The organism is Methylobacterium sp. Leaf87, assembly GCF_001422775.1.
In the GTDB taxonomy this organism is placed as follows: Bacteria; Pseudomonadota; Alphaproteobacteria; order Rhizobiales; family Beijerinckiaceae; genus Methylobacterium.
This window is the reverse complement of sequence record NZ_LMMI01000023.1, coordinates 93,721-119,929: the sequence shown is the minus strand read 5'-3', so window position 1 is coordinate 119,929 and position 26,209 is coordinate 93,721. Positions and strand designations below refer to the sequence as shown.

Below are 26,209 nucleotides of genomic sequence, written 5' to 3'. Positions count from 1 at the left end.
TGACCGCGCGCGGGGCACGCATCGCCCCGGGCGGGAGGCCGGCACCATGCGCAAGAACGATCCCTGTATCGCCGTCTGCCGCTTCGACGGTCGGACCGGCTGGTGCGTGGGATGCGGTCGGACGATCCCGGAGATCCGCGCCTGGATGAAGCTGACGCCGTTCCGGCGCACGGCGCTTCTGCGCGAATTGCCCGCCCGGGTCCGGAAGGTTCAGGATGCCCCCCAGCCGGATTGAACGGATCGCCGCTCCCTCGAATGTAACCCCGATCAAGATTTCGGGGCCGCCGTGCTCCGTCGCAGACAGGCGCGGCGCGATCCCGTAAGCCTGTCTCAAGGGCCGCGCCGCAGGAACGTGGGACGACGGCTCAGCGGAGGACACCCCCATGATGATGCGCCGCGCACTCCTCGGCCTCGCCGCCTTCCTGCCCCTGGCCGTCCTGGCGATGCCCGCGCAGGCCGACCCCATGCCCTTCGAGGCCGGCGCCTTCGCGGCGGCTCAGAAGGCCGGTCGGCCGATCCTCGTCGAGGTCAGCGCCCCGTGGTGCCCGATCTGCAAGACGCAGAAGCCGATCCTCGCCAAGCTCGCACAGGACCCGCGCTTCAAGGACCTCGTGATCTTCGATGTCGATTTCGACAGCCGCAAGGATGTGCTGCGCCGCTTCGATGCCCGCATGCAGAGCACGCTGATCGTCTTCAAGGGCGAGACCGAGACCGGGCGCTCGGTGGGCGAGACCCAGCCCGAATGGATCGAGGGCCTGGTGGAAAAGGCGCTCTAGGCGTGCCCGACAATCCGCGCGATCGCCCCGGGATCCCGCTTCGGTGCGGCGGGCGTTCCGTGAGAGACGCGTAAGGCGACCCATGGGCACCTCCCTCGGCCTCGCCTTCCTCGCCGGACTCCTGTCGGTGCTCTCGCCCTGCGTGCTGCCGCTGCTGCCCCTCGTCCTCGGCGCGGCGAGTTCGGAGCACCGCTACGGGCCCGTGGCGCTCGCGGGCGGCCTCGCCCTCGCGTTCGTCGCCATCGGGCTGTTCGTCGCCACCATCGGCTTCGGACTCGGCCTCGATACGGATGTGTTCCGCAAGGGCGCCGCCCTGCTGCTGGTCGGTCTCGGCCTTGTCCTGATGCTGCCCGCCGCCCAGACGCGCCTCGCCGTCGCCGCCGGCCCGTTGAGCGACTGGGTCCAGGCGCGATTCGGCGGCGTGTCCTCCACGGGCCTCGGCGGACAGTTCGGCGTCGGCCTGTTGCTCGGCGCGGTCTGGAGCCCCTGCGTTGGCCCGACCCTCGGGGCCGCCTCCCTGCTGGCGGCGCAGGGCCGCGACCTCGCCGCCGTGGCCCTGACCATGGTGACGTTCGGCCTCGGGGCCGGGCTGCCCCTCGTCGTCCTCGGCACCCTGTCGCGGGCGACGCTGCTGCGCTGGCGCGGCCGGATGATGGGCCTGGGCCAGGGTCTGAAGGCGGTTCTCGGGCTGATCCTGGCGGCGACCGGCCTCGCCATCCTGACGGGCCTCGACAAGGTCCTGGAGACCACCCTCGTCGACGCCTCGCCCGCCTGGCTCACCGCCCTGACGACGCGGTTCTGAACACCCGCTCCTCGCGGGCGCTCGCGACGGGACGGCGCACGACCGGGCGGCAGACATGATTCCCAAGAAAGGCGAAGCATCGGGGATCTCGCGCGGTCTCGACAAGACAGCCTGCGACCCAGACACCGGGAACACAGAGCTTCGGCGCATCGTCCCGGAGCAACGGACCCGGTTGCGGTCCAGACCCATCACGCCCCCGACAGGCGAGGACTGGCGGAGCGGCGATGCGCACCGAACCGCGCCCTCCTTCTTCATCGCAGATCTTCACGAAGTTCGGATGTTTCTGGAATAGCACGTGGTTATTCAATCGTTACGAAATCCAGCTTCGGCTGCGAATGGTTCGATCGTGGTAAACGGTCTCTTAATGAAGCCCACCCCATAACCGCCGGAGGATCAACCCGGGAATGGGGAGCAGGCACGAACGGTCATGGGAATCCCGGCATCCCTCGGTCTCCTCCTGGCGTTCGGCGCCTCGGCCCTCGGCCTTGGCGCCGCGACGGCGGCCGAGCCCGATGCCGTCTATGGCCGCCCGGTTCCGCCGGCCGAGTCGGTGTCGCGGCGGGGGACCGACCAGTTCATCGGCGGCGTACCCGAACAGGCGGTGGAGTTCCGCCCCGGCGTCGTCAGCCTGAACCTCGTCGAGGTGCCCATCGCCGTCGCCGCCAAGGCGGTCCTCACGGATGCCCTCGGCTGGGGTTACACCCTCGACGAGCGCGCCTCCGGCACCATCACCCTGCAGACGGCCGGGCCCGTGCGCCGCGAGATCCTCCTGCGGATGTTCGAGAGCGCGCTGTCGAGCCGCAACCTCACCCTGCGCCGCCGGGGCACCACGGCGCAAATCGTACCGGCGGGGCCCGCCACCGGCGCCGTGCCGGTGCAGGGGCTCGGGGCCGCCGGCGGCGGCGCCCAGGCCGTGCCGCTCCGCTGGATCGCCGCCGCAGAGATGCAGGCGATCCTCTCCTCGGTGGCGCCCCGCGACGTGGTCCTGCGGGTCGACCGGGTCCGCAACCTCCTCATCCTGTCGGGGGACGCCGCCCAGATCGAGGCCCTGCGTCAGACCATCAGCGTGTTCGACGTCGACTGGATGCGCGGGATGTCGACGGCGATCCTGCCCGTCCGCAGCGCGAATCCGGCCGCGATGGCGCGCAACCTCACCCAGATCTTCGGCGGCGAGACCGCCGGCACCGGCGACATCATCCGGTTCGTTCCCAACGAGGCGCTGGGCGCGGTCCTGGTGATCAGCACCCGCGCGGCCTACCTCGACCGCGCGCGGGACTGGGCGACGCGCCTCGAATCCGTCGCCGCCGACCGGGAGCGCCAGCTCTTCGTCTATCGCATCCAGAATCGCTCGGCCAAGGAGTTGGCCGCCGTGCTGCAGGGCGTCATCGCCGCCGAGATGGGGGGCGGGGCGAACGCGGGCGGCTACGGCGGCGGGGGCTATGGCGGTGCGGCCTATGGCGGGCTCGGCGCGGGCGGACTCGGCGCTGGCGGGCTCGGCGCCTATGGGGGCGGAGGCGGCGGTTACGGCGGGGCGGGTCTCGGGGCACCGGGGCTCGGAGCACCGGGTCTTGGCGCCGCCGGTCTCGGCGCGGCGGGCTTCGGCGCGGCAGGTGCCGGCGCGTCCGGTTTCGGAGGGGCGGGCGCGGGCTTTCCCGGGGCCGGCGGTGCGTCGGGAGCCGGCGGCTTCGGCGGCGAGGCGGGCGGGGCCGGAGCGGGCGGCATCGGTGCCACCGCCACGGGTGCGGGAGGTTTCGGTGGCGGCGCGGGTGCGGCCGGTTTCGGCGGCGGTGGCGGCGAAGCCTGGGGCGGCTCGCCCGCGACCGGGGGCGGCGTCTTCGGTGCCGCCGGACACGAGGGGGGCTACGGCGGGGGGGCCGGCTACGCGGGTCAGGCGGCGCATGCGGGGGCCATCATCGGCGTCGTCGCCGACGATGCCAACAACAGCCTCGTGATCTCGGCCACCCGCACCCAGTACGACAAGCTCCTGCGCATCCTCGCCAGCCTCGACGCGATGCCGACCCAGGTTCTCCTCGAGACGGTGATCGCCGAGGTCACCCTCAACAACGAGCTCCAGTTCGGCGTGCAGTGGTTCCTCAAGAACCAGGGTTCGCGCTTCAACCTCACCCAGGCGGCGACCATCGGTGCGGCGAGCGCCGCGACGGGCGGCACCGCCGGGCTCATCGCGGCGGCGACGCGCGGCGTCACGGGCTTCAACTACCTGTTCAACAACCCCGACTTCAGCGTGGTGCTCAACGCCCTGCAGGGCATCACCCGCGTCAACGTCATCTCGTCGCCCAACATCACCGTCCTCGACAACCGCACGGCCAAGCTCCAGATCGGCGATCAGGTGCCCATCGTGAAGCAGACGGGCCAGAGCGCGCTCGCGGGCAACGCCCCGATCCTCAACCAGATCGAGATGAAGGACACCGGCGTGATCCTCTCGGTCACGCCGCGGGTGAACAAGAACGGCCTCGTCGTCCTCGACATCAACCAGGAGGTCAGCGACGTGGTGCCGACCACCACCTCGACCATCAACTCGCCGACCATCCGCCAGCGCCGGGTCGCCACCAGCATCGCGGTCCACGACGGGCACAGCCTCGCCATCGGCGGTCTGGTGCAGGAGCGGGCCCTGATCACCAACGAGAGCCTGCCGGTGCTGGGCGACCTGCCGCTGATCGGGCCGGCCTTCCGCAACCGCATCGACAGCCGCATCCGCACGGAACTCATCATCTTCATCCGCCCGCGGGTGATCCGCGGCACCGTCGATGCCGACCGGATCAGCCAGGATTTCCGGGCCCAGCTCCGGACCATGATGCCGGTGCGCCCCGTGCCGGCGCCGATGCCCATTGCCGCCGCACCGGCCGGCCCCCCCGGCTTCCTGCGCCGGATGATCGACTGACCCGGGATCGGGCGGAGCGGCGCCCCCCGGTGCGGATCAGGGCCGGGGCGGCGTGATCGGGATCGTGCGCACGCGCGCCGGCACCGCCTCGGGGGCGAGCCGGAGGGCGGGCGGCTCGACCCACGACGGTGCGGCCGGTGCCGGTTCGGCCAGCACGACGGCCTCGGGCGGCGCCCGGTCCACCGCCCGCCGGCGGCGCGGCGGCTGCAGCGTCGCGGGCTCCCCGAGGAAGGCGAGATCGTAGGTGCGGCCGTCCTGGCGCACGGTGACGCGCTCGGCCTGCACGGCGGCGAGAACCCACCCGGCGCGGCCCTCGCCGGGGGCGAGCCAGACGGGAAGGCCCGCCCCCTCCTCCTCGATGAGGGCGCGTCCGCTGCCGTCGCTCATGAGGATGCCGCGCACCCGGAGCACGGAGCGGATCGGCGTCGCGGGGCTGAGGTCGGCCAGGGAACCCCGCGCGGTCCAGGCCCGGCGGTCGGGATCGAAGAGCGGGCGATGGAGCGCGCCGCCGCTGTCGGCGAGGCGGACCGGCGCGGCAGGCGCCGCCACGGGCCCGGCGTCGAGGGTGGCGGCGGGCCAGACCCATGCGGCCAGCACGGCGAGGCCCGCGAGGCCAGCGAGCGCCCGGGGGACGGGACGGCTCGCGGCCAGCGCCGACGCCAGGGGGGCGATGCGCGCCCTCATCGGCCCGTCTCCGGCCGGGGCGGCGCGTCGGCGGGCGCGAGCAGCCCGCGCACGGTCAGCGACAGGCGCAGGAGGGTCGGCCGCTCCTCGTCCGCATCGGCCGGGCTCGCGACCGCGATCTCCGCCGTCTCGGTGCGCACGCGCGGAAGCCCCCCGTCCAGCTCCGCCAGGACGCCGTGCAGCCCTTCGGCCGTCCCGCGCAGGGCCGCGTTCAGGAGCGGCAACCGCACCTGATCCGGATCCGGGACCACGGTGACATCCTCCAGGATGACCGCGCGCCCGGCGATGGCGGTCTCGATCCGGGCACGGAACGCGGCGGACACGGCGTCCGCATCGACCCCGGAGAAGGGCGTCGACGGGACCGGTCGGGCGGTGGCCGCACGGGTGCGGGCCAACCGGTCGCGGGCCTCGGCGATCCCGTCCCCGAGTTCGCGGATCTCGGAGACCGGCCCGGCGACGGCGAGCCCCAGGGCCCCGAGGGCCCCGAGGGCGAGGAGGACGGGCGCGCGCGGCATCCAGCCGGAGGCGCGATCGGACAGGGCGGCGATCATGGCATCGGCTCCGGAGCCCGGTGGGGAAGCCGCACGGTCAGCCGGCGCGGCGCGCCCGAAGCCTCGGGCGCGTCCAGCACCGCGGCGGGCCCGAAGCCCGGAAGGGCCGCCAGGCGGGGCAGCGGATCGGTCGCGTCCCGGACCAGCAGCGTCAGGGTCAACCCCTGCGCGTCGAGGCGCAGGGCTTCGGCCGAGACCGCATCGGGCAGGGCGTCGGCGACGGCGCTCCAGACCGGGGCGAGGGACGGCCGAGCCGCCGCACCCGCCAGGATCGCGGCGGCGCCGGCGGGAAGCGGGGCCCGGCGCAGGGACGGGGCTCCCCGCGCGTCCAGGATCGCATCGTCGAGGGCGGCCAGCGTCGCGCCGCGATGGTCTTGCACGAGAACGAGGCTGCCGAGCAGCAACAGGCCCGCGAGGGCCAGGAGCGCGAGGTCGCCGAGGCCGAGCCCGCGCAGCAGCGGCGGGATCGCCCGACGCCCCCCCGACAGGAGGTCCACCGGCATGGCGGTCGTCTCCGCGCCCCCGACGGCGACCGGACCCGGCACGAGGCCGGCCCGGCCCATGGCGGCCAGCAGCGGATCGAGCCGCACGCGCTTGATGACGACGTGGCGGACGCGCAGGGTCCGCGTCGCGGCGTCCTCGCCCTCGACGTACCAGTCGCTGTAAACGCCCTCGGCCCGGAATGGGGTCGCCGCCTCGAGTTCCTGCACCAACACCTCGCGCATGCGCGGCAGGGACGCCGTCGGCAGGGTCAGGGTGCGGACGAAGCACTGCGCCGGATCGAGGAGGATCTTGGCGCCGAGCCCCCGGCCGCCGCCCCGGATCGCGCTCAGGCGCTCGGCGAAGTCGTCCGCGTCCGTGTCGAGGCGATAGGTGCGGGGCTCCGGCCCGCGCCGGTCGGTGAGCAGGAGGGTGCGGCCGCCGGGTTCGGGACTGAGGAGGATCCCCGTCGTGGGCCGGTCCGACCGGACCTCGGCGAAGCCCGCGCGGGCGGCCCAGCCGGCGAGCCGGCCCCGGATCCCCGGGAGGCGGCCGGACGACCCGGCGGCCCGCAGGGGTGCGGAGGGCGTCACCGTGTCCATGAGATCCGCCTCCATGAACCGCGCCTTCGATCGCATCCGCAAGCGAGGGGCCGCTCCGGGAGACACGTTGTTAACCCAACGTCGGTTTCTATCGGCTTAAGAGCGACTCACGACGGCTCCTCCTCCGGGGCACCCGAGAACGGACATTCGTCATGCTGAACATCTGGGCCGGAAAGCGCCGCCCGAGGCGCGCCCGGCCCGACCGGCGGGCGCCCGAACGCGACGCCCGGGATGCGGCCCGGGATGCGGCCCGGGCGTTCGTCGCGGACCTCGCCGAGATGCAGGTGCTCGATGCCGCCGGCCTGGAGCGGGCGCTCGCCGCCCTCGACCTGCCGGGGCGGCGCCCGGTTCCGATCCTGCTCACCGAACTCGGCCTCGTCCACGAGGCCACCCTGGTCTCGGCGCTCGCCGCCTCGACGGGCCTGCCGTTCCTGCGCGACGAGGAGGTGCCGGCCGCCCCCGTCCTGCCGGCGGAGATCGGCGCCGAGTATTGCGCCCGCGTCCGGGCGCTGCCCATCGCGGTCGACGCGGACGAGCTCGTCGTCGCGGCCGTCGACGTGTTCGACAGCGAGATCGCGCTGGCCCTGGAGCATCTCACCGAGCGGCGGGTGCGCCTGTGCATCGTCGGACCGGCCGCCTTCGAGCGCGTCCATCGCGCCGTCTACGGCGACGCCGCCCCGGATTCCGAGGCCGGCCTCGACGACGACCTCGCCCGGCTGCAGGATGTGGCGAGCCAAGCCCCCATCGTGCGCCTCGTCGCCCGCCTCGTGCGCGACGCGTTCGCGCGCGGCGCCTCCGACATCCACGTGGAGGCCGAGGAGACGGACGTGCGGGTGCGCTACCGGGTCGACGGGGTGCTCGTCGAATCCGAGCGCCTGCCGAAATCCGTCCAGCTCGCCCTCACCACGCGGGTGAAGATCCTGGCCGGCCTCAACATCGCCGAGCGGCGCCTGCCCCAGGACGGGCGCATGCAGGTGCCCGATCGCGGCCACGACATCGACATCCGCGTCTCGACCCTGCCCACCGCGCACGGGGAGAGCGTGGTGATGCGCGTCCTCGACGGCTCGCGCCGGGTCGACGATTTCTCCGGCCTCGGCTTCGACGCCGCCGCCATCGCCGAGATCGGCGCCATGACGGCGCGGCCGAACGGCCTCGTCCTCGTCACCGGCCCCACCGGCAGCGGCAAGACCACGACCCTCTACGCGGCCCTGCGCGCCATCAGCGGCGCGCACCTCAAGGTCGTCACCGTGGAGGACCCGGTGGAGTACCGGATGGCCGGGATCAACCAGGTCCAGGCCCATCCGGGCATCGGCCTCGACTTCGCGGCGGCCCTGCGCTCGATCCTGCGCCAGGACCCCGACGTGGTCATGGTCGGCGAGATCCGTGACGGCGAGACCGCCCGCATCGCCGTGCAGGCCGCGCTCACCGGCCACCTCGTGATCTCGACCCTCCACACCAACTCGGCCCCCGCCACGGTCACGCGCCTCGTGGACATGGGCGTCGAGCGCTTCCTCATCGCCGCGACCCTGAACGGCGTCATCGCCCAGCGCCTCGTGCGCCGGGTCTGCGCCGATTGCGCGGCGGACGAGCCGGCCTCGCCCGAGGCCTGCCTGCGGCTCGGCCTCGACACCGCCGCGCCCCCGACCCTGAAGCGGGCCCGGGGCTGCGCGGCCTGCAACGGCACCGGCTATCGCGGCCGCATGGTGGTCTCCGAGATCATGACCCTCGACAACCCCCTGCGCACCCTCATCGCGGAGGGCGCCGACGAGCAGCGCCTCGTGGCGCAGGCCCGCGCCTCCGGCATGGCCACCCTGGCGGAGACCGCCCGCGCCCGCGTGATGTCCGGCGAGACCACCCTCGACGAGATCGGCCGCGTGTTCGAGGGGCTGGTCTGATGCCGGCCTTCGCCTACAAGGCCTACGCCCCCGACGGGCGCCTGCGCACGGGCCGGATCGAGGCGGAGGGCCGCGAGCGCGCGGTGTCCGCCCTGCGCAACGACGGCCTGCAGGTGTTCGAGATCGCGCCGGCCGCCGCCGGAGGCGTTCCGTTCTGGCGCCGCGACCTGTTCGGGCGCGACCGCATCAACGATGCCGGCCGCATCGGCTTCCTCAAGGAATTCGGGACCCTGCTGGGTGCCGGCCTCACCGTCGACCGGGCCCTGCGCCTCGTGGAGCGGCAGGCGAGCGGGGCGCTCCGCCCCGTCCTGTCCGATCTCCTCGAGCGGGTGATGGCCGGCGCCGCGCTGTCGCGGGCGATGAGCGCGCACCCGCAGGCCTTCCCGCCCGACATGATCGACGCCGTGCGGGCCGGCGAGGCGACCGGCACCCTGGTGGGCGTCCTCTCCAGCCTCACGGCGTCCCTGGAGCGGCGCGACGCCGTGCGCCGCCACCTCACCTCGTCGATGGTCTACCCGGCGATCCTCATTCTCATGGCGATCGGCACGCTGGCCATGGTGATCGGCGTTCTGGTGCCGGCCCTGGCCCCCCTGTTCGACGGCACCGGCAAGCCCGCGCCCCTGGCGATCCGCGCCGCGTCCGCCCTCGGCGACGCCCTGGCCGCGTGGTGGCCCGTCCTCCTCGGCGGCGTGTTCGTGACGGGGGCGCTGCTGGCGAAGTTCTGGGCGAATCCCGCCTTCGCGGCCTTCCGCTCGCGGACGGCCCTGCGCCTGCCCATCGTGCGGGAGATCGTGGTCGGCGCCGAACTCGGCCGCATCTGCCGGGTGCTCGGGACGCTCCTCGAAGCGGAGGTGCAGATTCCCGACGCGGTGGCGGCCACCCGGCCGCTGGCGCGCAACGGCCTGTTTCGCGAGGCCCTGGCCCAGGCCTCGCGCCGCCTGAGCGAGGGCGGCAGCCTCGCCTCCGGCCTCGCGGGCTTGCGCCCCTACGCCGCCTCCACCCTCAACCTCATCGCCAGCGGCGAGCAGGTGAACCGCCTCGGCACCGTGCTGCTCCACGCCGCCGAGATGCACGAGACCCGGACCCGCGAGCAGATCGACCGATTGCTGGCCCTGCTGACGCCTCTCGTCACCGTCACCATCGGCGGCCTCATCGGCGGCCTGATCATCTCGGTGATGAGCGCGATCCTCAGCGTCGGCGACCTCGCGCAATGACGGAAGGACCGGCCCCGGGAAGCGCCGGGATCAGGCGCGGGCGCTGACCGTCTCGATCATGCGGGCGATGGACCCGACGGAGTAGAAATTCTTCGGGTTCAGCTGCGCCGGCGGGATCATGATGTCGAACTCCGCCTCGACGGCGATCATCAGGTTGACGAGGTCGAGGGACGAGAGCCCCACGTCGACGAGGGCGTCTTCGGGCTGGAAATCCCGCGCCTGCGACTGCTGCGCCAGGATACCCTTGGCGAGGTACATGGTCCGGTCTGTATAGTTAATGGTATCCAAAGCAGGGCTCATGACGATGCGTCCATATTGAAGCCGGGTCCGCGCACAGGGGCCACGCAACCGCGACGGTCGTCCAGCATCTTTGGATCGCCGCCCAGCGCCGGTCAACGTTCGGTCGGATCCGAGCGTTATTGGCGTTAATTTTAATCATATCCTCAGGGTTCCGATTCCGCTTCCACAAATAAGCGCGCCTTAATGTCTTCCCTATATTGCTGCATCCCGTGCCGGACAGCACGTTGGGCCCTCGGGTTCCGTGGCACGTGCCGTGACTGAACCGGAATGCTTTCGGGCGGAAGGCTCGGAAGCGGAATGCTTTCGAGGATGACCATGACGATCCAGCAAGGAGCGATGTCCGCCGGGGCCGTGGGCGAGGCCGCCGATCTGCAGGCCCGGGCCGCCGCCGTGGCGGCCGTGGCCGCCGCCCACGCGGAGGCGGTGGACCGCGAGGGCCGCTTTCCGGACGAAGCCCGGGACGCCATGCGGACGCACCGCCTGCTCGGTGCGGCGATCCCCATCGATCTCGGTGGCGAGGGCGCCTCGATGCAGGCGCTCGCCGACATCTGCTACACCCTCGGACGCGCCTGCGCCTCCACGGCGATGATCTTCGCCATGCACCAGACCAAGGTGGCCTGCCTCGTCCGCCACGGCCGCGGCGCGGCCTGGGTCGAGGCGGTGATGCGCCGCATCGCCAGCGAGCAGCTGCTCATGGCGTCCTCCACCACCGAGGGAAACAACGGCGGCAACGTCCGTGTCTCGGCGGCCGCGGTGGCGCGGGACGGCGAGGACATCGTCCTCGACCGCGCCGCTACGGTGATCTCCTACGGAGCGCAGGCCGACGGCATCGTCACCGTCGCGCGCCGGACGGACGAGGCCGCCGCGTCGGACCAGGTGCTGTGCGTCTTCCTGAAGGCCGATTACACCCTGGAACGCCTCGGCGGCTGGCAGACGCTCGGCATGCGCGGCACCTGCAGCAGCGGGTTCCGCCTCCTCGCCCGCGGCCGGGCCGAGCAGGTGCTCGCCGCCCGCTACGCCGACGTCCACAGCCAGACCATGACGCCGGTCTCCCACATCCTGTGGTCGAGCGCCTGGACGGGCATCGCGGCCGGGGCCGTCGACAAGGCCCAGGCCTTCACCCGCACGGCCATGCGGGGGGCCGGCGGCGTCGCCCCGCCCGGCGCCCTGCACTACACCCGCGCCGTGTCCGGCCTGAAGCAGGCCCGCGCGCTCATCGGCCAGAGCCTCGACCGGTTCGAGGCCGCCACCGGCGAACCCGCCGCCTTCTCGGCCCTGGATTTCCAGACCGCCATCACGATGCTCAAGGTCGAGGTCTCGGAACTCGCCGTCTCGACGGTGATGAGCGCCATGCGGGCCAACGGCCTCGCCGGCTACCGGGAGGACGGCGACTTCGCCATCGGCCGGCACCTGCGCGACGTGCTGTCCGCGCCGATCATGATCCACAACGACCGCATCGTCGCCAACCTCGCCACCGCCACCCTGATGGCGCCCGTCGCCGCCTCCCTGCGCGACTGATCGTCGAGACCCGTCGCCCTCCCGCCGAATCCGCCTTTCGCGAAAGTCGAGTCCCATGAACATGAATGTCGGCCGCGCCCCGGCCTCGCCCCCGGCCACGGATCCCCTCGACGCCCTGTTCGACACGATGTTCCGGCCCATGGACGCGCAGGGCGTCTACGCCCGGACCGGCGCCTACGAATCGGTGGTGGAGGCCCTGACCGCGCTGATTTCGTCCAAGCGCGAGGCGGACACCGAGGTGTTCCGGTTCCCGCCGGTGATGAGCCGGGCGCATTTGGAGCGGCACGGCTACCTCAAGAGCTTCCCGAACCTGCTCGGCTGCGTCTCGTGCCTGGAGGGCACCGAACAGGAGATCCTCGCCAAGGCCGATCTCCAGGCGAAGGGCGGCGACTGGACCAGCGGCCTGGAGACCGCCGACCTCGTGCTCACCCCGGCGGCCTGCTACCCGGTCTATCCCATCGCGGCCGCGCGCGGCGCCGTGCCGGCGGCGGGCTATCGCTTCGACGTCGCCTGCGACTGCTTCCGCCGCGAGCCCTCCCCGCACCTCGACCGGCTCCAGTCGTTCCGGATGCGCGAATACGTCGTCATCGGCACGCCCGATCAGGTCGCTGAATTCCGCGAGCGCTGGATCGGCCGCGCCACGGCGATCGCCGACGAACTCGGCCTGCCCTACGTGATCGAGCAGGCGAGCGACCCGTTCTTCGGGCGGCTCGGCCAGATCAAGGCGTTCAGCCAGCTCGAGGCCGCCCTGAAGTTCGAGCTGCTGATCCCGCTGCGCGGCGAGGCCGCCGGCACCGCCTGCATGAGCTTCAACTATCACCGCGAGCATTTCGGCACGACCTGGGATCTGCGCCACGCCGACGGCGAGCCGGCCCATACGGGCTGCGTCGCCTTCGGCATGGACCGCCTCGCCGTGGCGATGTTCGCGACTCACGGCGCGGCCATCGCCGATTGGCCGGTCTCCGTGCGGGCGGCCCTGTCGCTCTGAACCGAACCCGATCGAAGGCGAGCGTGATGGGCCTCGACCCCGCCGTGCAGCGGTTCCTCGACATGATGGCGCTCGGCGGCACCGGCGCGCGCGGCGTCGCCGAACGACGCAAGGGCCAGCAGGTGCTGGCCCAGCTCGCGGGCGCGACGCCCGTCGCCGTCGCGGCGCGGGATCTCGTGCTCGATCTCCCGTCGGGGCCGTGCGCCGCGCGGGCCTACGCGCCCCGCGACGCCGGGGAGACGGGGCCGGGGCTCGTGTTCTTCCACGGCGGCGGCCTGGTGTCGGGGGACCTCGACACCCACGACGCCATCTGTCGGATCCTCGCGGACTCGGCCGATTGCCGCGTCGTCGCCGTCGCCTATCGTCTCGCCCCGGAGCACCCCTACCCCGCCGCCATCGAGGATGCGGTGGCGGCGTTCGCCCACGTGGCGCAGGCGGCGGAAGCCTTCGGCCTCGACGCGAGCCGCCTCGGGATCGGCGGGGATTCGGCCGGCGCGGGTCTCGCCGCGCGGACGACCCAGATGTTGCGCGGCCGCGCGGCCATCGCCGGTCAGCTCCTGATCTGCCCGGTCCTCGATCTCACCTGCGCGACGGAGTCCCACCGCGCCTTCGCCACCGGCCACTTCCTCGACGCCGAGACCGTGCGCCACGACATCGCCGCCTGCGGCGTCGCGGACGTCGTGGCGGATCCCCGCGTCTCGCCCGGGCGCGAGCCGGACCTGACGGGCCTGCCCCCGGCCCACATCCACACGGCGTCCCACGACATCATGCGCGACGACGGCGCCGCCTACGCGGCCCGTCTCGCGGAGGCCCGCATCCCCGTGGTCCACACCTGCCACGCGGGCATGATCCACTACTTCTACGGTCTCGGCCGCCTCATCCCCACGGCGCGCCCGATCCTCGCGGAGATCGGTGCCGCATTCGGCGCTCATCTGCGCGGCGATCCGGCCCGAACCATCCCCCAATCCCCGCACCGGAGAGCATCATGAACGTTCGTTCCACCCTCGTTTCCGAGATCGAAGCCATCACCCGCGATCACGACAAGGCGATGCCGCCGCTGACCGACGACCTCGTGCTCCTCGACACGCCGTTCGATTCCCTGTGCTTCGCCCTGCTGGTCGCCCGCATGGAGGATCTCGTCGGCGTCGACCCGTTCAGCACCCTGGAGGTCGCCGACCTACCGGTGACGCTGGGCGACCTCGTGGCACTCTACGAGCGCGCCGCCGTCGCGGCCGCGGCCTGAGCCGATGACCCTGCGTGACCGCCTGACGCGCGCGGGCAGCCTCGACGGCTTGTTCCTCTCGGACCGAACCGCGCGCCGGGCGCTTCCCGCCCTGATCGCGTCCCAGACCCGGACCGACCTCACGGAGCGCCTCGCCGGGCGCGCGGTCCTCATCGCCACGGGCGGCCAGATGAACGCCGCCCTGGCGATGCTCGCCCTCGACGGGCTGGTGGGCCGGATGGTGCTGGCCCCTCCGGGCCTCACGGGAGAGGAAGCGGCACAGATCCTCGCCACCGCCGAGATCGACCTCTGCGTCACGGACGCGGCCTGTCCGTTCCGGGTGGCGCTGAACGGGCTGCCCTGCGTGGAGGCCACGGAGGCGGCCCTGGCCGCTCCGCTCCCGGCCCCCCGCCCGACCGAATGGGTGCTCGCCACCTCGGGCACCACCGGTGCGCCGAAACTCGTGGTCCACACCCTCGAGGGCCTCGCGGGCGGGATCAACGTCGCGGCGACGCCCGAGCCCGGCACGGTCTGGAGCACGTTCTACGACATCCGCCGCTACGGCGGCCTCCAGGTGTTCCTGCGGGCGATCCTCGGGCCGACGCCCCTCGTCCTGTCGGAGGCGGACGAGCCGGTCCGCGACTACCTCGTGCGAGTGGCCGAGGCCGGGGTCACCCACATCCTCGGCACGCCCTCGCACTGGCGCCTCGCCCTCATGAGCACGGCCCTCGACCGCCTCGCGCCGCGCTACGCCCGCCTCTCCGGCGAGATCGCCGACCAGGCGATCCTCGACCAGATGCGCGCCGCCTTTCCCGAGGCGCGCATCGCCCACGCCTACGCCTCGACGGAGGGCGGCGTCGGCTTCACCGTCGAGGACGGCCGCGAGGGGTTTCCCGCCGGGTTCGTCGGCGCGCGCACGGGCATCGAGATCGTGGTGCGCGAGGGGACCCTCCAGATCCGCTCGCAGCGCACGGGCCGGCGCTATCTCGGCGCCGACGCCGCCGCGCTGACCGACGCGGACGGGTTCGTCGACAGCGGCGATCTCGTGGAATTGCGCGGCGCGCGCTACCACTTCCTCGGCCGGCGCAGCGGCATCATCAACGTCGGCGGCGCCAAGGTTCAGCCCGAGGAGGTCGAGTCCATCCTCAACAGCCACCCCCGCGTGTCCATGTCCCGGGTCCGGCCGCGGCCGAACCCGATCCTCGGCGCCGTGGTCGAGGCCGAGATCGTCCTGCGGGAGGATGGCGGCGCACCGGACGATCCGGCCGGCCTCAAACAGGCGATCATCGCCCATTGCCGGCCGCATCTGGCCAAGCACAAGGTCCCGGTCAGCGTGAAGTTCGTGCCCGCCCTGCCGATCTCGGCCGGCGGCAAGCTCCTGCGGGGCGTCTCGTGACGGGGCCGAATCCGACCGAACCGACCCCGACCCAGCGGCGCACCGTCATCGTCACGGGCGGGAGCCGGGGCATCGGGCTTTCCATCGCCACCGGCCTGGCGGCGGAGGGCTTCCGGGTGGTGGCCGTCGCGCGCCGCCCCTCGGAGGCGTTCGAGGCCGCGGCGCGGGCGGCCCCGGACGGGGCGATGCATTTCTCGGCCTGCGATCTCGGGCAGACCGAGGCGCTGCAGCCCCTGGTGCGGGGCATCCGCGCCGCGCACGGCCCGATCTACGGGCTCGTCAACAACGCGGCCATCGGCACGCCGGGACTGCTCGCCACCATGCCCGACCGCGAGATCCACGACCTCGTGCACATCAACACCGTGGCGCCGATGCTGCTCACCAAATACGTGGTGCGGGGGATGATGGCGGCGGGCGCCGGGCGCATCGTGAACGTGAGCTCGATCATCGCCTTCACGGGCTACAACGCGCTCTCGGTCTACGCCGCCACCAAGGCCGCCTCCATCGGCTTCACCCGCTCACTCGCACGGGAAGTCGGCCGGCTCGGGGTCACGGTGAACGCCGTGGCACCGGGCTTCGTCGAGACGGCGCTGACCGAGGGGATGGACGCGGCCGAGCGCGGGCGGGTGGCCAACCGCGCCGCCCTGCGCCGCCTCGCCGACCCGGAGGATGTGGCCAACGCCGTCGCCTACCTGATGTCGGACAAGGCCCGCAACGTCACCGGCACAGTTCTCACCGTGGATGCCGGCAGCACCGCCTGAGCCTCACGCGCTCCGGCGACGGACGCGCTTCACCATCCGGCGGGGCGAGACGCGCGGGGCCCGGGCGGAGCCGTCGATGAATTCGAAGCCGCCGGCGGCGTTGAGCGAGTGCAGCCGCGAGCCCGGCCAGAGGGGGCCCGCCTCGATCCGCGACAGGAAGCTCTGGGCGAAGCCGTCCTCGTCGAGGCGGTCGATCCGCATGAGTCCGAGGGCCCAGCCGTAACCGCGGCTGCAATCCTGGACCGGGCGCACCGCCTGCCCGTCATGCACCACGACGCGGCCGGCGGGCCGCGCGGCGGCGGTGTCGACGAGGACCGGGTTCGCCCGGTGCGGCGCCCATGGTCCGCGGAAATCCGGCGCGCTCCAGAGGTAGAGCGCGTCGGAGAACGAGCCGTGCCCGAGGGGGGCCGCCGCCGGCGCCTCGCGCACGGTGGCGAACAGCCACCAGCGGCCATCGTGCTCGAACAGGGTCGGGTCGCTCGCCGCGACGTCGGCGACGAGGGTCGCCTCCTTGACCCAGCCGCCGGGGAAGTCCGTCGCGCGGTAGAGGTCGATGGTGCCGGCGGCGCAGCACTCGGGCACCATCCAGACGGCGCCGTCGCGCGCGAAGACGAACGGATACGACAGGTGGTGGGCGGTCTCCAGCACCCGGACGGGCGTGCCGACGGGCCCGGTCTCGTCGAAGGCCACCGCGGAGATCACGCCCTTGGCCGAGGCGTGATCGTACTCCTCCACGAACAGCCAGCACCGGCCCGCGTGCACGATGGGGAAGGGATCGGCATAGAAGCGTCGTCCGTCGTCGGGGAGTTCGTGCCAGCCCGAATCCGGGTGGCGGCCCAGGGCGACGAGGTCCGGTCCGTCGAGGCGTCGCCAGCCGATGCGCCAATGCGGGGCGCGGTAGCCGAGGTGATAGAGGCGCCGCACCGCGCTGCCCACGGCGATGCGGGCCGCGCGCCGGGCGAGGTCGCGGGCGCCGAGACCCGCCCCGGACGCGGGCGGCGGCGAACCGGCGGGGATCGGCGCCGCGCCCCCCACGAAGGCGGCGGCGATCATCGTCACCGTCCGGGCGAGCCCGTCCTCGAAGGTGGTGCGGACGACGCCCCGCACTTCCGTGCCGAGGCGCGCCTCGCAGAGGACGCGGCCATCCGCGACGAGGCTCGCGACCGGCACGCGGCCGGCGAGCAGGCTCGCCAGAAGCGCCGCCTCGCCGGGTTGTCCGTCGTAGAGGAGGCGCCAGACCGGGACGCCGTCGGGCGCATCGCAATCGCCGCCTAGATCGATGACGCAGTCGGGCCGCACGGCCGCACGGTCGGCCGAGGCCAGCCACGGCAGAGCCGCCGCCTCGGCCTCGTTTAGGCGGGCGGCGGGACCGCCCGGCGGCAGGCCGTGAAACAGGGTCTCGATCCGGAACAGCCGGTCGGCGTTGGCGGGCCACGCGGCCACGCGCGAGCGGGCATCGACCACGACGCGGCAGCCCGGCCGGGCACCGAGGCGCGCGACCAGGGCGGCGTGCCACCCGCGGGGGCCGCGCCCGTCGAGGCAGAGCCTTACGAGCACGACGGATCCCGCAGGCGGATCGGGTCTCGAAGGCCCGACGAATTTCGAAGGCCCGATGGATCTCGAAGGCACACCAGGTTTCGCATCGTCGTCACTTCCGCTGCCGGGGCATCCCGGTCCACCGCGCGACCGGGCGCATCGACGGGCGGGGTACGGGCGATCCTCGGCGGGATGGGCCGAGGGCCGGATCGCCGGCGGCCCGTGACGAGCCTGCGGAGACGAAGTAAACTTTCCCTTTCCGGCTGAAGTCTTCCCCAATTCTTCACGCCCCGCCGACGAAACGGGCGCGGGACGTGACGATCAATTAAGCATCGATCGATTAACTCTGGGCACGGGCGGGAGCCGGGCCCGCTCCGGGTCGGGCCTTCACCGACGTTTGACCTCCTTCGCGCGGAGTATGGGCCGGGTCGCGGACGCATGCATGGAGTTCCGCCTGTGAACCATCAGTGGCCAAGCGTCCGACCGGCCGAGCGCGACGCGGGCCGCGCGGCCGTGCTGATGCCCTACGTCGCCGACCGGCCCGAGACCGTGGGCAAGGACACCGCGGCCGACATCGGCGACCTCTGGCGCATCGTGGTGCGCCGCCGCTGGATCGTGCTCGCGACGACGGCGGCCTTCACCGTCGCCGCCCTGGTGTACGGCCTCCTCGCGACGCCGCTGTACTCCGCGAATTCGCAGCTCCTCATCGATCCGCGCAACCGGCAGGTGGTCAACCACGACCTCAACGAGAGCGCCGCCGCGGCGGATGGCGGCGTCACCATCGTGGAGAGCCAGGTCAGGGTCATCGAGTCCGACGCGGTGCTCCTGCGCGCCATCGCGGAGGTGGGCCTGGAGGACGATCCCGAATTCGGCGCGCCGGCGGCGGGCCTGGTGCAGCGGACCGTGCAGAGCCTGAAGGATACGCTCCTCGGCCCCTCCGAACCGACCCTGCGCAACCACAAGACCCTCGCCCTGCAGAAGCTTCGGCGCAAGCTCGCGGTGAAGCGGGCCGACAAGGTGTTCGTGGTCGACATCGTCGTGACGGCGTCGACCCCCGACAAGGCCGCCGACATCGCCAACGCCATCGCGCGCGCGTACCTCGCCGACCAGGCCGAGGCCCGCTCCAACGGGGCCAAGCGGGCCGCCGGCGAGCTGCGCGACCGTCTCGAGGGCCTGCGCGCCGACGTCGGCGCGGCCGAACGGCGCCTCGAAGCGTTCAAGGCGGCGAACGGGCTGATCTCGTCGAGCGGCCGCCTCGTCAGCGAGCAGCAGCTGACCGACAGCAACGCCCGCCTCGTCGCCGCCCGCGACCGCACGGCCGAGGCGAAGAGCAAGCTGCAGAACATCGCCACGGCGCGGGGCGCGGCCTTCGACACCAGCACCTTGCCGGAGGCGATCCGGTCGCCCACCGTCGAGCGCCTGCGCGCGCAATACGCCGAGCTCGCCGCCAAGGAGGGCGACCTGCGCACGCAGCTCGGCCAGCGCCATCCCTACATGGCCGCCATCCGCACCCAGATGGGGGACGTCAAGCGTCTCATCGATGCCGAGCTCGCCCGGATCACCAAGGCGGCCGAGATCGACGTCCAGCGCGCCCGGGCCGCCGAGCGCCTGCTCACGGACAACCTCGAGACCCTGCGCGGCGAATCGGTCCAGACCAGCAAGGCCGCGGTGCAGCTGCGCGAACTCGAGCGCACGGTCCAGGCGAGCCGGTCGGTCTACGACACCTATCTCGTGCGCTCCCGGGAGATCGCCGAGCAGGCCACCATCGATACCGCCAACACGCGCGTGATCTCCTGGGGCCTGCCGCCGGAGGAACGCAGCTGGCCCCTGCGCGGCTTCCTCCTGGCGGCCGGTTTCGTCGGCGGCCTCGGCGTCGGGGTCGGCGTCGCGATGGTGAGCGAGTACCGCCGGCCGACGCTGCTCTCCGCCCGGCAGTTCGAGCGGCTCCTGAAGGCGCCCGTGCTGGCGACGTTCCCGCCCGCGCCCGCGTCCGACTCCGCTGCCTGTCAGAAGGAGGCCACCGTCGCCCTCGACACCCTGCGCAGCCACGGTAGGGTTCAGACGAGCGTGAATCCGAAAGGCATGACTCCGAGGAGCATCGGGCAGAACGGCATGGAGCGCGCCCTCATCGTCGCCGTGGCGGCCGGTGCGGGAGACGGCGCGGCGCAGAAGGCCGTGATCGAAGTCCTGTCGGCCACGGCGGCGGCACAGGGAGACCGGGTCCTCACCATCGAGGCCGATCTCGGCGGCCGAAGCCGCGGCAGGAGCGGGCTCCTCGACGTGCTGAGGGGCGAGAAGGGCCTCTACACCGTGGTCTCCACGGATGCGGCCACCGGCGCGTGCTGGCTCGGGATCGGCAACGGCAACAGGGCGACGCGGGGAACCTTCGACCGCGCCAAGGTCGAGGCATTCCTCAACGAGGTCGGCGAGCGCTTCGATCTCGTGCTGATCGATTGCGGCATCCTCTCCTCCAACACGCGCCTCGGCGCCGTGGTCGGGGCGGCGGACCGGCTCGTGGTCGTGGCCCGGGCCGGACGCACCCTACAGGCGGACCTCGTCGACCTTGACCGGGTCGCCGCGGCCATGGGGCGACCGGCCTTCGGTGCCCTGCTCATCGACGACCGGGCCTGAATGTCGAGCCGCGAAGGGTTACGCGGCGAGGTCGCCGGGCGGGGCGGGAGCCCCGGCTGGAGCCCCGGCGGCCGCACGCGCCTCCGGGCCCTTCCGGACCCTGCCGTCGCGGTCCTGACGGTTCTGGTCTTCTGCCTCTCGGGCGGAATGCTCTGGACCATCGCCGGCATCAATTACGACGGCCTCACCGGCTCGCCAGTCCAGAAGATCCATCCGGCCACCTACGCCGCCGTCCTGCTCCTCGCGTGGACGCTCCTGCGTGCCGGCAATCCCGTGGCCAACGCGGTCACGATCCTGGAGCACAGGCCGGCGAGCGCGTTCCTCGGCCTCATGGGCACCGCCCTCGCCCTCCAGATCAGCCTGCGCGGCGGCGCGGGCATCGCCGGCGCCATCGACACGTTCCTGCTGCCGAGCCTGACGTTGATTCTCCTCGGCGGCTGCGACGGGCGCAGCCTCGCCCGGCTGGAGACCCTGGTGCACGTGCTGATGGCCGCGAATGCGAGCCTCGGCCTCGTCGAATTCGTCGGCGGCGGGCCGTTCTTCCCGTTCCGCCTCGACGGCCTGCTTCTCGAGAACGACAGCCGCTCGGTGGCCCTGCAGGGCCACCCCCTGACCAGCGCGACGCTCACGGCCTGCTACGTGATCGCCCTGGCGGCGGGCGGCGGGTCGCTCGATGCCGTGCGGCGCCTCGCCATGCTCGGGTTGCAGACCGTCGCCCTCGTCACCTTCGGGGGACGCTCGGCCATCGTCGTCACCCTGGCCCTCGGCGGCGTCCTGGCCGGCCGCGGACTGATCCGGGCCGTGACGCGCGGGCGCATCCCGCTGCTCGCCGTCGCGGGGGCCGCCTTCGCCATGCCGCTGTTCGCCCTGGCCCTGGCCGGCCTCGTCGGCCTCGGCTTCTTCGACGCCCTCATCGGGCGCTTCGTCGACGACGGCGGCAGCGCCAACGCCCGCGTCCTCGTCGTCGAGCTGTTCAACCGTCTGTCCTGGCGCGAACTCGTGGTCGGCCCGGACCCGACCATCATCGACAGCCTGCGCCGCATCAACGGCCTCGCCCTGGGGCTCGAGAACCCCATCGTGCGGATCGTCCTCTACCAGGGCGCGATCATGACCGCCCTGCTCACCGTGGCCGTCGCGCTGTTCCTGGTCGAGCTCGCGCGCCGGTGCCGCCCCGGCATCGCCATGCCGATGATCGCCTTCGTGTTCCTCGTGAACACCTACGAGAGCCTCGGGGGCAAGACCACCCTGATGGCGAAGTTCGCCATCCTCCTCGTCGCCCTGTACCGGCCGACGCCGGCTTCGCGCCGCGCCGGATAGGCTCGCGTCAGGGCGAAGAGGTCCCGGATGGCGATGTCCCGGATGGCGATGCCCCGGATGGAGCCCCCCCGGGTGGAGCGGGGAGGCCGAGGGCGCCGAGGAGCGCCGGATCGAGGCTCCGCGTCTCGCCCTGCACGAGGCCCATGCCGTCGAACAGGTTCCAGAACGCCCAGGGGAAGCCCGCCGCCTCTGCGCTCCGGCGCACGTCGCCGACGTAGCGCGCCCGGTCGGCCGCCCCCGAGGCGACGTAGCGGTGATCGCTGCGCAGGGCCCCGAACTCGCCCAGGAGGATTTCGCCCGTCGGGATGCCGTGGCGCAGGGCCCAGGCCCGCACCGGGGCGAGCCCCCGGTCGAGGAAGCCGCGATCGGGCCGGGCGGCGAAGTACTCCGCGAGCTTGAGTTCGGTCTCGGCGTAGGCCGTTGCCTTGCGGGCGGCCGGGAGCGCGGCATCGCCCGCCATGCGGCGGCGAACGGCCGCGAGGGTCGCGTCGAGGCGGCCGGCGGAGGCCGGCCACGGCACGGCGTTGAGGGCGCGGTAGACCGGCTCGTCCATCCAGGGCGCGCCCTGGTGGCTGAACAGGTAGGGCTCGTAGAAGTGGAAGGTGTAGAGCAGGGGCCGGAACGCCGTCAGGGCGGCCGGATCGAGGGCGGTGAGCCCGTCGACCAGGCTCCCGCAGGCGCCGGTGGCGACGAGGGTCAGGGCGGGCGCGGCGGCCCGCGCAGCGCCGAGGAGGCCGGCCTGGATGCGCCCCCACGCCTCCGCGCCGCAGGCCTGGGGCGGCTCGTTCACGGGCTCCAGGGCGACCCGGCCCTGCGGGTGGCGCGCGAGGGCGCGGGCGAGTTCCGCCACGAGGTCGCGGTAGGCGTCGAGCAGGGGCGCGTCGGGGCCGCCGTACAGGGCCTCCGGCGTGTAGTGATGCGTCGCCGCGTTGGCGTGGAGGTTGAGGACCACGGTGAGTCCCTCCGCCAGGGCCATCGCGACGGCGGCGTCGAGCATGCCGAACAACACGGCGCGGGTCCGGCCCGTGAAGAACAGGAACGGTCCAGGATCGATGGGCAGGCGCACGAAGTCGAAGCCCGCATGCGCGAGGCCGGCGAGGTCCGCCCGGGTCGGGACCGGGCGGTCCGGATCGAAGGCCGGCCAGGCGTAGTCCGTGCGCGGGGCCGGGTACTCACGGGTGAGGGAGAACCACGGCCAGAGGTTGATTCCGCGACGCAGGACGACGGGCTTCGCCGACGGGGTCTCCCTCGGCGCAGCAGGCCCGGGCGAGACCGGTCTGGCTCGCACGGGCTCCCGCCCCAGGGCCGCCGGCATGGGGTGTCCGGCGAGGCCGCCAGCCGCGAGTCCGGCGGCGATCACGCCGCGCCGGGTGGGCGGCACGCGCCCGGTCATCGGCCCCGATTCTCCCGCGGACCTAGACGGAGGTCCGCGACGCACCGGAGCCGAGGCGTGCGGCGGCGACCTCGGCGGAGCGGACGGGCACATGCGGCGCGCCGACCTGGCGGATCATGGTCTCGTAGGCTTCGAGAATGTCCGTCCACGTGAAGTTCAGGGCCTGGCGGCGCGCCCCCGCCCGTGCCCGGTCCAGGGCCGCGTCGTCATCAAGGAGACGGGTGATCTCGGCCTCGCACCCGTCGGCATCGCGAAAGTAGCTCTGGTCCGCGCCGGCGGTGACGCGGTTGAACGGATTGTCGTGGGCGATGATGGCGCTGCCGGCCCAGAGGGCCTCGACCAGGGACGGGTTGGTGCCCCCCACCGTGTGCCCGTGCAGGTAGGCCCGGGCGTGGAAGCGCAGGGCACCGACGATCCCGGCCTCGTAGATCGCCCCCGGGAACACCACGTCGGCGCTCGCCGCGGCCCGGATCCGCCGGTGATAGGGATTGTCGTCGCGCAGCTCCCCGACCACCACGAGCTTGGCGTCCCGACGCTTGCGCGAGAACGCCTCGACGATGGTGAGGATGTTGTTGTCGGGTTCGATCCGGCAGATCGAGACGAGGAAGCGTCCGGGCTCGACCCCGAAGGCGGCCAGCGGCGCGCGCGGAGCGTCGGTCACGGGGTCGCCCCCATACGGGATGGTGCTGATCGCACTGCGCGACCGGCGGGTGGCGACATGGTCGGCGATGGCCGGATGGTCGGCGACGAGGTGGTGCGACGACCAGGCGGCGATCCACTCGTTGACCCAGAACCAGGCCCGCACGGGCAGGGACCATTTCGGCCGGCGCCACTCGATGCCGTCCATGTTGGTGATGATGCGGCGCCCGGCGAGGCGCAGGAGCGGCAGGAACACGGCGCCGTTGTAGCCCAGCACCAGGCTGACCGCGTCGCGCTCGGCCGCATGGCGGACGCATCGGTAGTCGAAGTCGAGGGTCGCCTTGGGGCCGCAGGTGGCGACCTGCACGTGGATGAGCTCGATGCCGCGCCACGTCTCGCTGCGGAACCGCTCGGTCACCGTCTCGACCTCGTCCTGGCAGTAGACGCCGACGGACCAGCCGCGCGCGACGAGGAACAGGGCCAGGCGCTCGGCAAACGTCTCGAAGCCACCGTGATCGGCCGGGAGTCCGCGCGTTCCGAGTATCAGGAGCGCGGGAGCGGGCGGGGTGGTCATGGAATGTCACCTTTGCCGGATTTGCAGGATCGTGCCGGGGTTTCACGATCGACCGCCGTCTGTGCGCGGGCATGCCCTCACGGCACCATGCTGTGCCATTCTTTAACAAAGGATCCATAGAGACCGATCCAACGAGGTCTGTCCTGATCTCTCCGGCGACGCCCGATGTCGGAAACGATCCGTGTCGGAAACGATCCTCGGCATCCCGGGAAGAGCTCCCCCATGCGTATCACGTGCGTTCACCAGGGGTTCGAACTCTACGGGTCCGACCGCAGCTTCATCGAGACGGTCCGGGTGATGCGGGCGACGTGGCCGGACGCCGTCATCGACGTGGTCCTGCCGCGTCGCGGCCCGATCGTCGCCGCCCTGGAGCCCGTGGCGAGCCGCATCCACGTCGAGCCCCTGTGGATCTTGCGCCGCCGCGACCTGCCACGGCTCGCGACCCTGGGTCTCCTGACCCTGCCGGTGGCCGTCGGCCGCGCGATGCGGCGGATGGCGCGCAGCGACCTCACCTACGTCAACACCTCCGTGGTCACCGACTATCTGCTGGCGGCCCGGTTCTTCCGCCGACGCTGCCTCGTCCACGTCCACGAGATCCCGCAGGGCCTGGTGCGGACCGTGCTGCGCGGACTGATCGGGTGGGCCGGCTGCGGAGTCATCTTCAATTCGCGGGCGACGCAAGCCGCCTTCGCCCCCCCGCCCGGCCGCCCGGGGACCGTGGTCTACAACGGCATCGCCGATCCCGGCCGGCCGAAGGCCGCGACGTATCGGGGCGACCACCCCTTGCGCGTGCTGATGCTGGGCCGGATCAGCCGGATCAAGGGCCAGGACGTCATGGTCGAGGCCCTCGCGCGCTTGCCCCGGGGAACCCGCGACCGGATCGCGGTGCGGATCGTCGGCAGCGCCTTCGAGGATGAGGCGCGGGAGCACGCCCTCGCGGCGCGCATCGCGGAAGCCGGCCTCGCGCGGACCGTCGAGCGGCTGGCGTTCACGCCGGACCCGGCGGAGCATTTCGCCTGGGCCGACATCGTCGCCGTGCCCTCGCGGCTGCCGGAATCCCTGGGCCGGGTCGCCATCGAGGCCATGGCCTCCGGCATTCCGCCCGTGGTCTCGGACATCGGCGGCCTGCCGGAAGTGGTGGAGGACGGGGTCACCGGCTGGCTCGTTCCGCCGGGCGACGCCGCCGCCCTCGCCGAACGCCTCGCATTCCTGGTGAGCGAGCCCGAGGCCTGGGCCGGTTTTCCCCGGGCCGCGCGGGCGCGCTACGTCAACGTCTTCGCCGAGGCGGCCTCGGCCGCCGGCATGGTGGCGTGCTTCCGCGGGGTTCTCGAGGGCGGCGCCCCGCTGGATCAGGCCAGCGGCAGGCTGCCGAAGCGGCCGAGCCGGTAGACCAGCGCGTCCGCGTCCTCGTTCGCGATCCGCACCTCGCCCACGGCACCGAGCAGGATCGCGTGGCTGTGGCGCTCGATCACCTCGTCGAGGGTGCAGTCGAGGATGGCCTGTGCCCCGGCGAGGCCCGAGGCCCCCGACGGCATGGCGACCCAATCGGCATCGGCGTAGCGGGCCGCGCCCTTGAGGCCGCCGATTCCGGCGAAGCGCTCGGCCACCGCCTGGTGCCCGGCCCCCAGGATGTTGATGCAGAAGTGCCGCCGGCGCGCGATGACGGGCCACGCCGAGACCGCCCGGTTGATGCAGACCAGCATGGTCGGCGGCTCGACGGAGAGCGAGACCGCCGAGGTCGCCGTCAGGCCGACGCGCTCCTCGCCGGAGCCCGCCGTCACCACCACGACGCCGCCGGCGAGGCGCCGCATGGCCCGCTTCATCAGCGCGGCGCCGGCGAGCGGCGGGACGTCTCGGACCGGACTGCTCAATGTGCTCTCCTGCCCGGGCACCGCGCCCGCTCTCTGTTCATCCGCCGCCGGCCCGGGAGACGCGATCCCCCGGTCGCCGCGCGGCGCGACGGACTCACTCTGTTTCAGGGGCCGGCGCCCGCGTCACATGGGAAAATCGCCGCGCGCCTCATCCGGATTC

At 73.0% G+C, this 26,209-nt stretch carries 23 protein-coding genes; 15 read left to right on the top strand and 8 right to left on the bottom strand.

Translation table 11 applies throughout. The annotated features are described in order from the left end of the window. The first annotated feature begins 46 nt into the window (after positions 1 to 46). The 4 genes from ASF22_RS12935 to gspD all read left to right on the top strand — a co-directional run bounded on the left by ASF22_RS12935 (position 47) and on the right by gspD (position 4,477). Complete coding sequence (locus ASF22_RS12935) at positions 47 to 235, top strand: DUF1289 domain-containing protein (RefSeq protein WP_056265222.1); 189 nt, start codon at positions 47 to 49, stop codon at positions 233 to 235. A gap of 148 nt (positions 236 to 383) precedes the next feature. Continuing rightward, the gene (locus ASF22_RS12930) at positions 384 to 776 is read left to right on the top strand and encodes a thioredoxin family protein (protein ID WP_056165796.1); all 393 of its coding nucleotides are present in this window, start codon (positions 384 to 386) and stop codon (positions 774 to 776) included. Between the two features lie 82 nt (positions 777 to 858). Further along, a complete protein-coding gene (locus ASF22_RS12925) occupies positions 859 to 1,578 on the top strand; it encodes a cytochrome c biogenesis protein CcdA (RefSeq protein ID WP_056264905.1) in 720 nt (239 codons plus the stop codon). A gap of 427 nt (positions 1,579 to 2,005) precedes the next feature. Then, positions 2,006 to 4,477 (top strand): type II secretion system secretin GspD, encoded by a 2,472-nt coding sequence (gene gspD, locus ASF22_RS12920; RefSeq protein ID WP_056264902.1) that lies wholly within the window; start codon positions 2,006 to 2,008, stop codon positions 4,475 to 4,477. Positions 4,478 to 4,513: 36 nt separating this feature from the next. On the opposite strand, the gene ASF22_RS12915 is transcribed toward gspD, so the two are convergent. Genes ASF22_RS12915 through ASF22_RS12905 form a run of 3 tightly spaced genes read right to left on the bottom strand, consistent with a single transcriptional unit; the run spans position 4,514 to position 6,836 of the window. Then, complete coding sequence (locus ASF22_RS12915) at positions 4,514 to 5,161, bottom strand: hypothetical protein (protein ID WP_056264898.1); 648 nt, start codon at positions 5,159 to 5,161, stop codon at positions 4,514 to 4,516. Further along, complete coding sequence (locus ASF22_RS12910; protein WP_056264896.1) at positions 5,158 to 5,712, bottom strand: GspMb/PilO family protein; 555 nt, start codon at positions 5,710 to 5,712, stop codon at positions 5,158 to 5,160. The genes ASF22_RS12915 and ASF22_RS12910 overlap by 4 nt, the downstream gene beginning before the upstream one ends. Continuing rightward, positions 5,709 to 6,836 carry a hypothetical protein gene (locus tag ASF22_RS12905; RefSeq protein WP_156647695.1) on the bottom strand — a complete coding sequence of 376 codons (1,128 nt, stop codon included), beginning with the start codon at positions 6,834 to 6,836 and terminating at the stop codon, positions 5,709 to 5,711. Before ASF22_RS12905 ends, ASF22_RS12910 begins: the two co-directional genes overlap by 4 nt. 110 nt (positions 6,837 to 6,946) lie before the next feature. On the opposite strand from ASF22_RS12905, the gene ASF22_RS12900 reads away from it, so the two are divergent. Together ASF22_RS12900 and ASF22_RS12895 are read left to right on the top strand one after the other, a co-directional pair. Then, positions 6,947 to 8,689, top strand: a complete 1,743-nt coding sequence (locus tag ASF22_RS12900) for a GspE/PulE family protein (RefSeq protein ID WP_056264892.1) — start codon at positions 6,947 to 6,949, stop codon at positions 8,687 to 8,689. Then, positions 8,689 to 9,903 (top strand): type II secretion system F family protein, encoded by a 1,215-nt coding sequence (locus ASF22_RS12895; protein ID WP_056264891.1) that lies wholly within the window; start codon positions 8,689 to 8,691, stop codon positions 9,901 to 9,903. Before ASF22_RS12900 ends, ASF22_RS12895 begins: the two co-directional genes overlap by 1 nt. 30 nt (positions 9,904 to 9,933) lie before the next feature. Here ASF22_RS12895 and ASF22_RS12890 read toward each other — a convergent pair whose 3' ends face one another. Continuing rightward, entirely contained in the window at positions 9,934 to 10,203 is a 270-nt protein-coding gene (locus tag ASF22_RS12890) for a phosphopantetheine-binding protein (RefSeq protein ID WP_056264885.1), read from the bottom strand. Positions 10,204 to 10,539: 336 nt separating this feature from the next. On the opposite strand from ASF22_RS12890, the gene ASF22_RS12885 reads away from it, so the two are divergent. Genes ASF22_RS12885 through ASF22_RS12860 form a run of 6 tightly spaced genes read left to right on the top strand, consistent with a single transcriptional unit; the run spans position 10,540 to position 16,088 of the window. Then, positions 10,540 to 11,721 carry an acyl-CoA dehydrogenase family protein gene (locus ASF22_RS12885; RefSeq protein ID WP_244474285.1) on the top strand — a complete coding sequence of 394 codons (1,182 nt, stop codon included), beginning with the start codon at positions 10,540 to 10,542 and terminating at the stop codon, positions 11,719 to 11,721. Between the two features lie 55 nt (positions 11,722 to 11,776). After that, on the top strand, positions 11,777 to 12,709 hold the full coding sequence (locus ASF22_RS12880) for an amino acid--[acyl-carrier-protein] ligase (RefSeq protein WP_082483687.1): 933 nt from the start codon (positions 11,777 to 11,779) through the stop codon (positions 12,707 to 12,709). 26 nt (positions 12,710 to 12,735) lie between these two features. Then, complete coding sequence (locus ASF22_RS12875; RefSeq protein WP_056264882.1) at positions 12,736 to 13,698, top strand: alpha/beta hydrolase; 963 nt, start codon at positions 12,736 to 12,738, stop codon at positions 13,696 to 13,698. Further along, positions 13,695 to 13,952: a hypothetical protein gene (locus ASF22_RS12870; RefSeq protein ID WP_056264879.1), complete on the top strand. Its 258-nt coding sequence runs from the start codon at positions 13,695 to 13,697 to the stop codon at positions 13,950 to 13,952. Before ASF22_RS12875 ends, ASF22_RS12870 begins: the two co-directional genes overlap by 4 nt. A 4-nt stretch (positions 13,953 to 13,956) precedes the next feature. After that, on the top strand, positions 13,957 to 15,327 hold the full coding sequence (locus ASF22_RS12865; protein ID WP_056264876.1) for a fatty acid--CoA ligase family protein: 1,371 nt from the start codon (positions 13,957 to 13,959) through the stop codon (positions 15,325 to 15,327). Next, the gene (locus ASF22_RS12860) at positions 15,324 to 16,088 is read left to right on the top strand and encodes an SDR family NAD(P)-dependent oxidoreductase (RefSeq protein ID WP_056264873.1); all 765 of its coding nucleotides are present in this window, start codon (positions 15,324 to 15,326) and stop codon (positions 16,086 to 16,088) included. Before ASF22_RS12865 ends, ASF22_RS12860 begins: the two co-directional genes overlap by 4 nt. 3 nt (positions 16,089 to 16,091) lie before the next feature. On the opposite strand, the gene ASF22_RS12855 is transcribed toward ASF22_RS12860, so the two are convergent. Next, positions 16,092 to 17,645 carry a hypothetical protein gene (locus ASF22_RS12855; RefSeq protein ID WP_056264869.1) on the bottom strand — a complete coding sequence of 518 codons (1,554 nt, stop codon included), beginning with the start codon at positions 17,643 to 17,645 and terminating at the stop codon, positions 16,092 to 16,094. 435 nt (positions 17,646 to 18,080) lie between these two features. Here ASF22_RS12855 and ASF22_RS12850 point away from each other — a divergent pair, with 435 nt between their 5' ends. Beyond that, positions 18,081 to 20,255 carry an exopolysaccharide transport family protein gene (locus ASF22_RS12850; RefSeq protein ID WP_244473099.1) on the top strand — a complete coding sequence of 725 codons (2,175 nt, stop codon included), beginning with the start codon at positions 18,081 to 18,083 and terminating at the stop codon, positions 20,253 to 20,255. Next, positions 20,256 to 21,572 carry a VpsF family polysaccharide biosynthesis protein gene (locus ASF22_RS12845; protein WP_210166655.1) on the top strand — a complete coding sequence of 439 codons (1,317 nt, stop codon included), beginning with the start codon at positions 20,256 to 20,258 and terminating at the stop codon, positions 21,570 to 21,572. A 7-nt stretch (positions 21,573 to 21,579) separates the two neighbouring features. Here ASF22_RS12845 and ASF22_RS12840 read toward each other — a convergent pair whose 3' ends face one another. Next, positions 21,580 to 22,965: a cellulase family glycosylhydrolase gene (locus ASF22_RS12840; RefSeq protein WP_244474278.1), complete on the bottom strand. Its 1,386-nt coding sequence runs from the start codon at positions 22,963 to 22,965 to the stop codon at positions 21,580 to 21,582. 22 nt (positions 22,966 to 22,987) lie between these two features. After that, entirely contained in the window at positions 22,988 to 24,178 is a 1,191-nt protein-coding gene (locus ASF22_RS12835; RefSeq protein ID WP_056264867.1) for a DUF1972 domain-containing protein, read from the bottom strand. Between the two features lie 222 nt (positions 24,179 to 24,400). Between ASF22_RS12835 and ASF22_RS12830 the strand changes: the two genes are divergently transcribed. Next, on the top strand, positions 24,401 to 25,567 hold the full coding sequence (locus tag ASF22_RS12830; protein ID WP_056264864.1) for a glycosyltransferase: 1,167 nt from the start codon (positions 24,401 to 24,403) through the stop codon (positions 25,565 to 25,567). Here the strand turns inward: ASF22_RS12830 and ASF22_RS12825 are convergent. After that, on the bottom strand, positions 25,528 to 26,001 hold the full coding sequence (locus ASF22_RS12825) for a flavin reductase family protein (protein WP_056165752.1): 474 nt from the start codon (positions 25,999 to 26,001) through the stop codon (positions 25,528 to 25,530). The two genes, ASF22_RS12830 and ASF22_RS12825, sit on opposite strands and share 40 nt — an antisense overlap. Between the last annotated feature and the right edge of the window lie 208 nt (positions 26,002 to 26,209).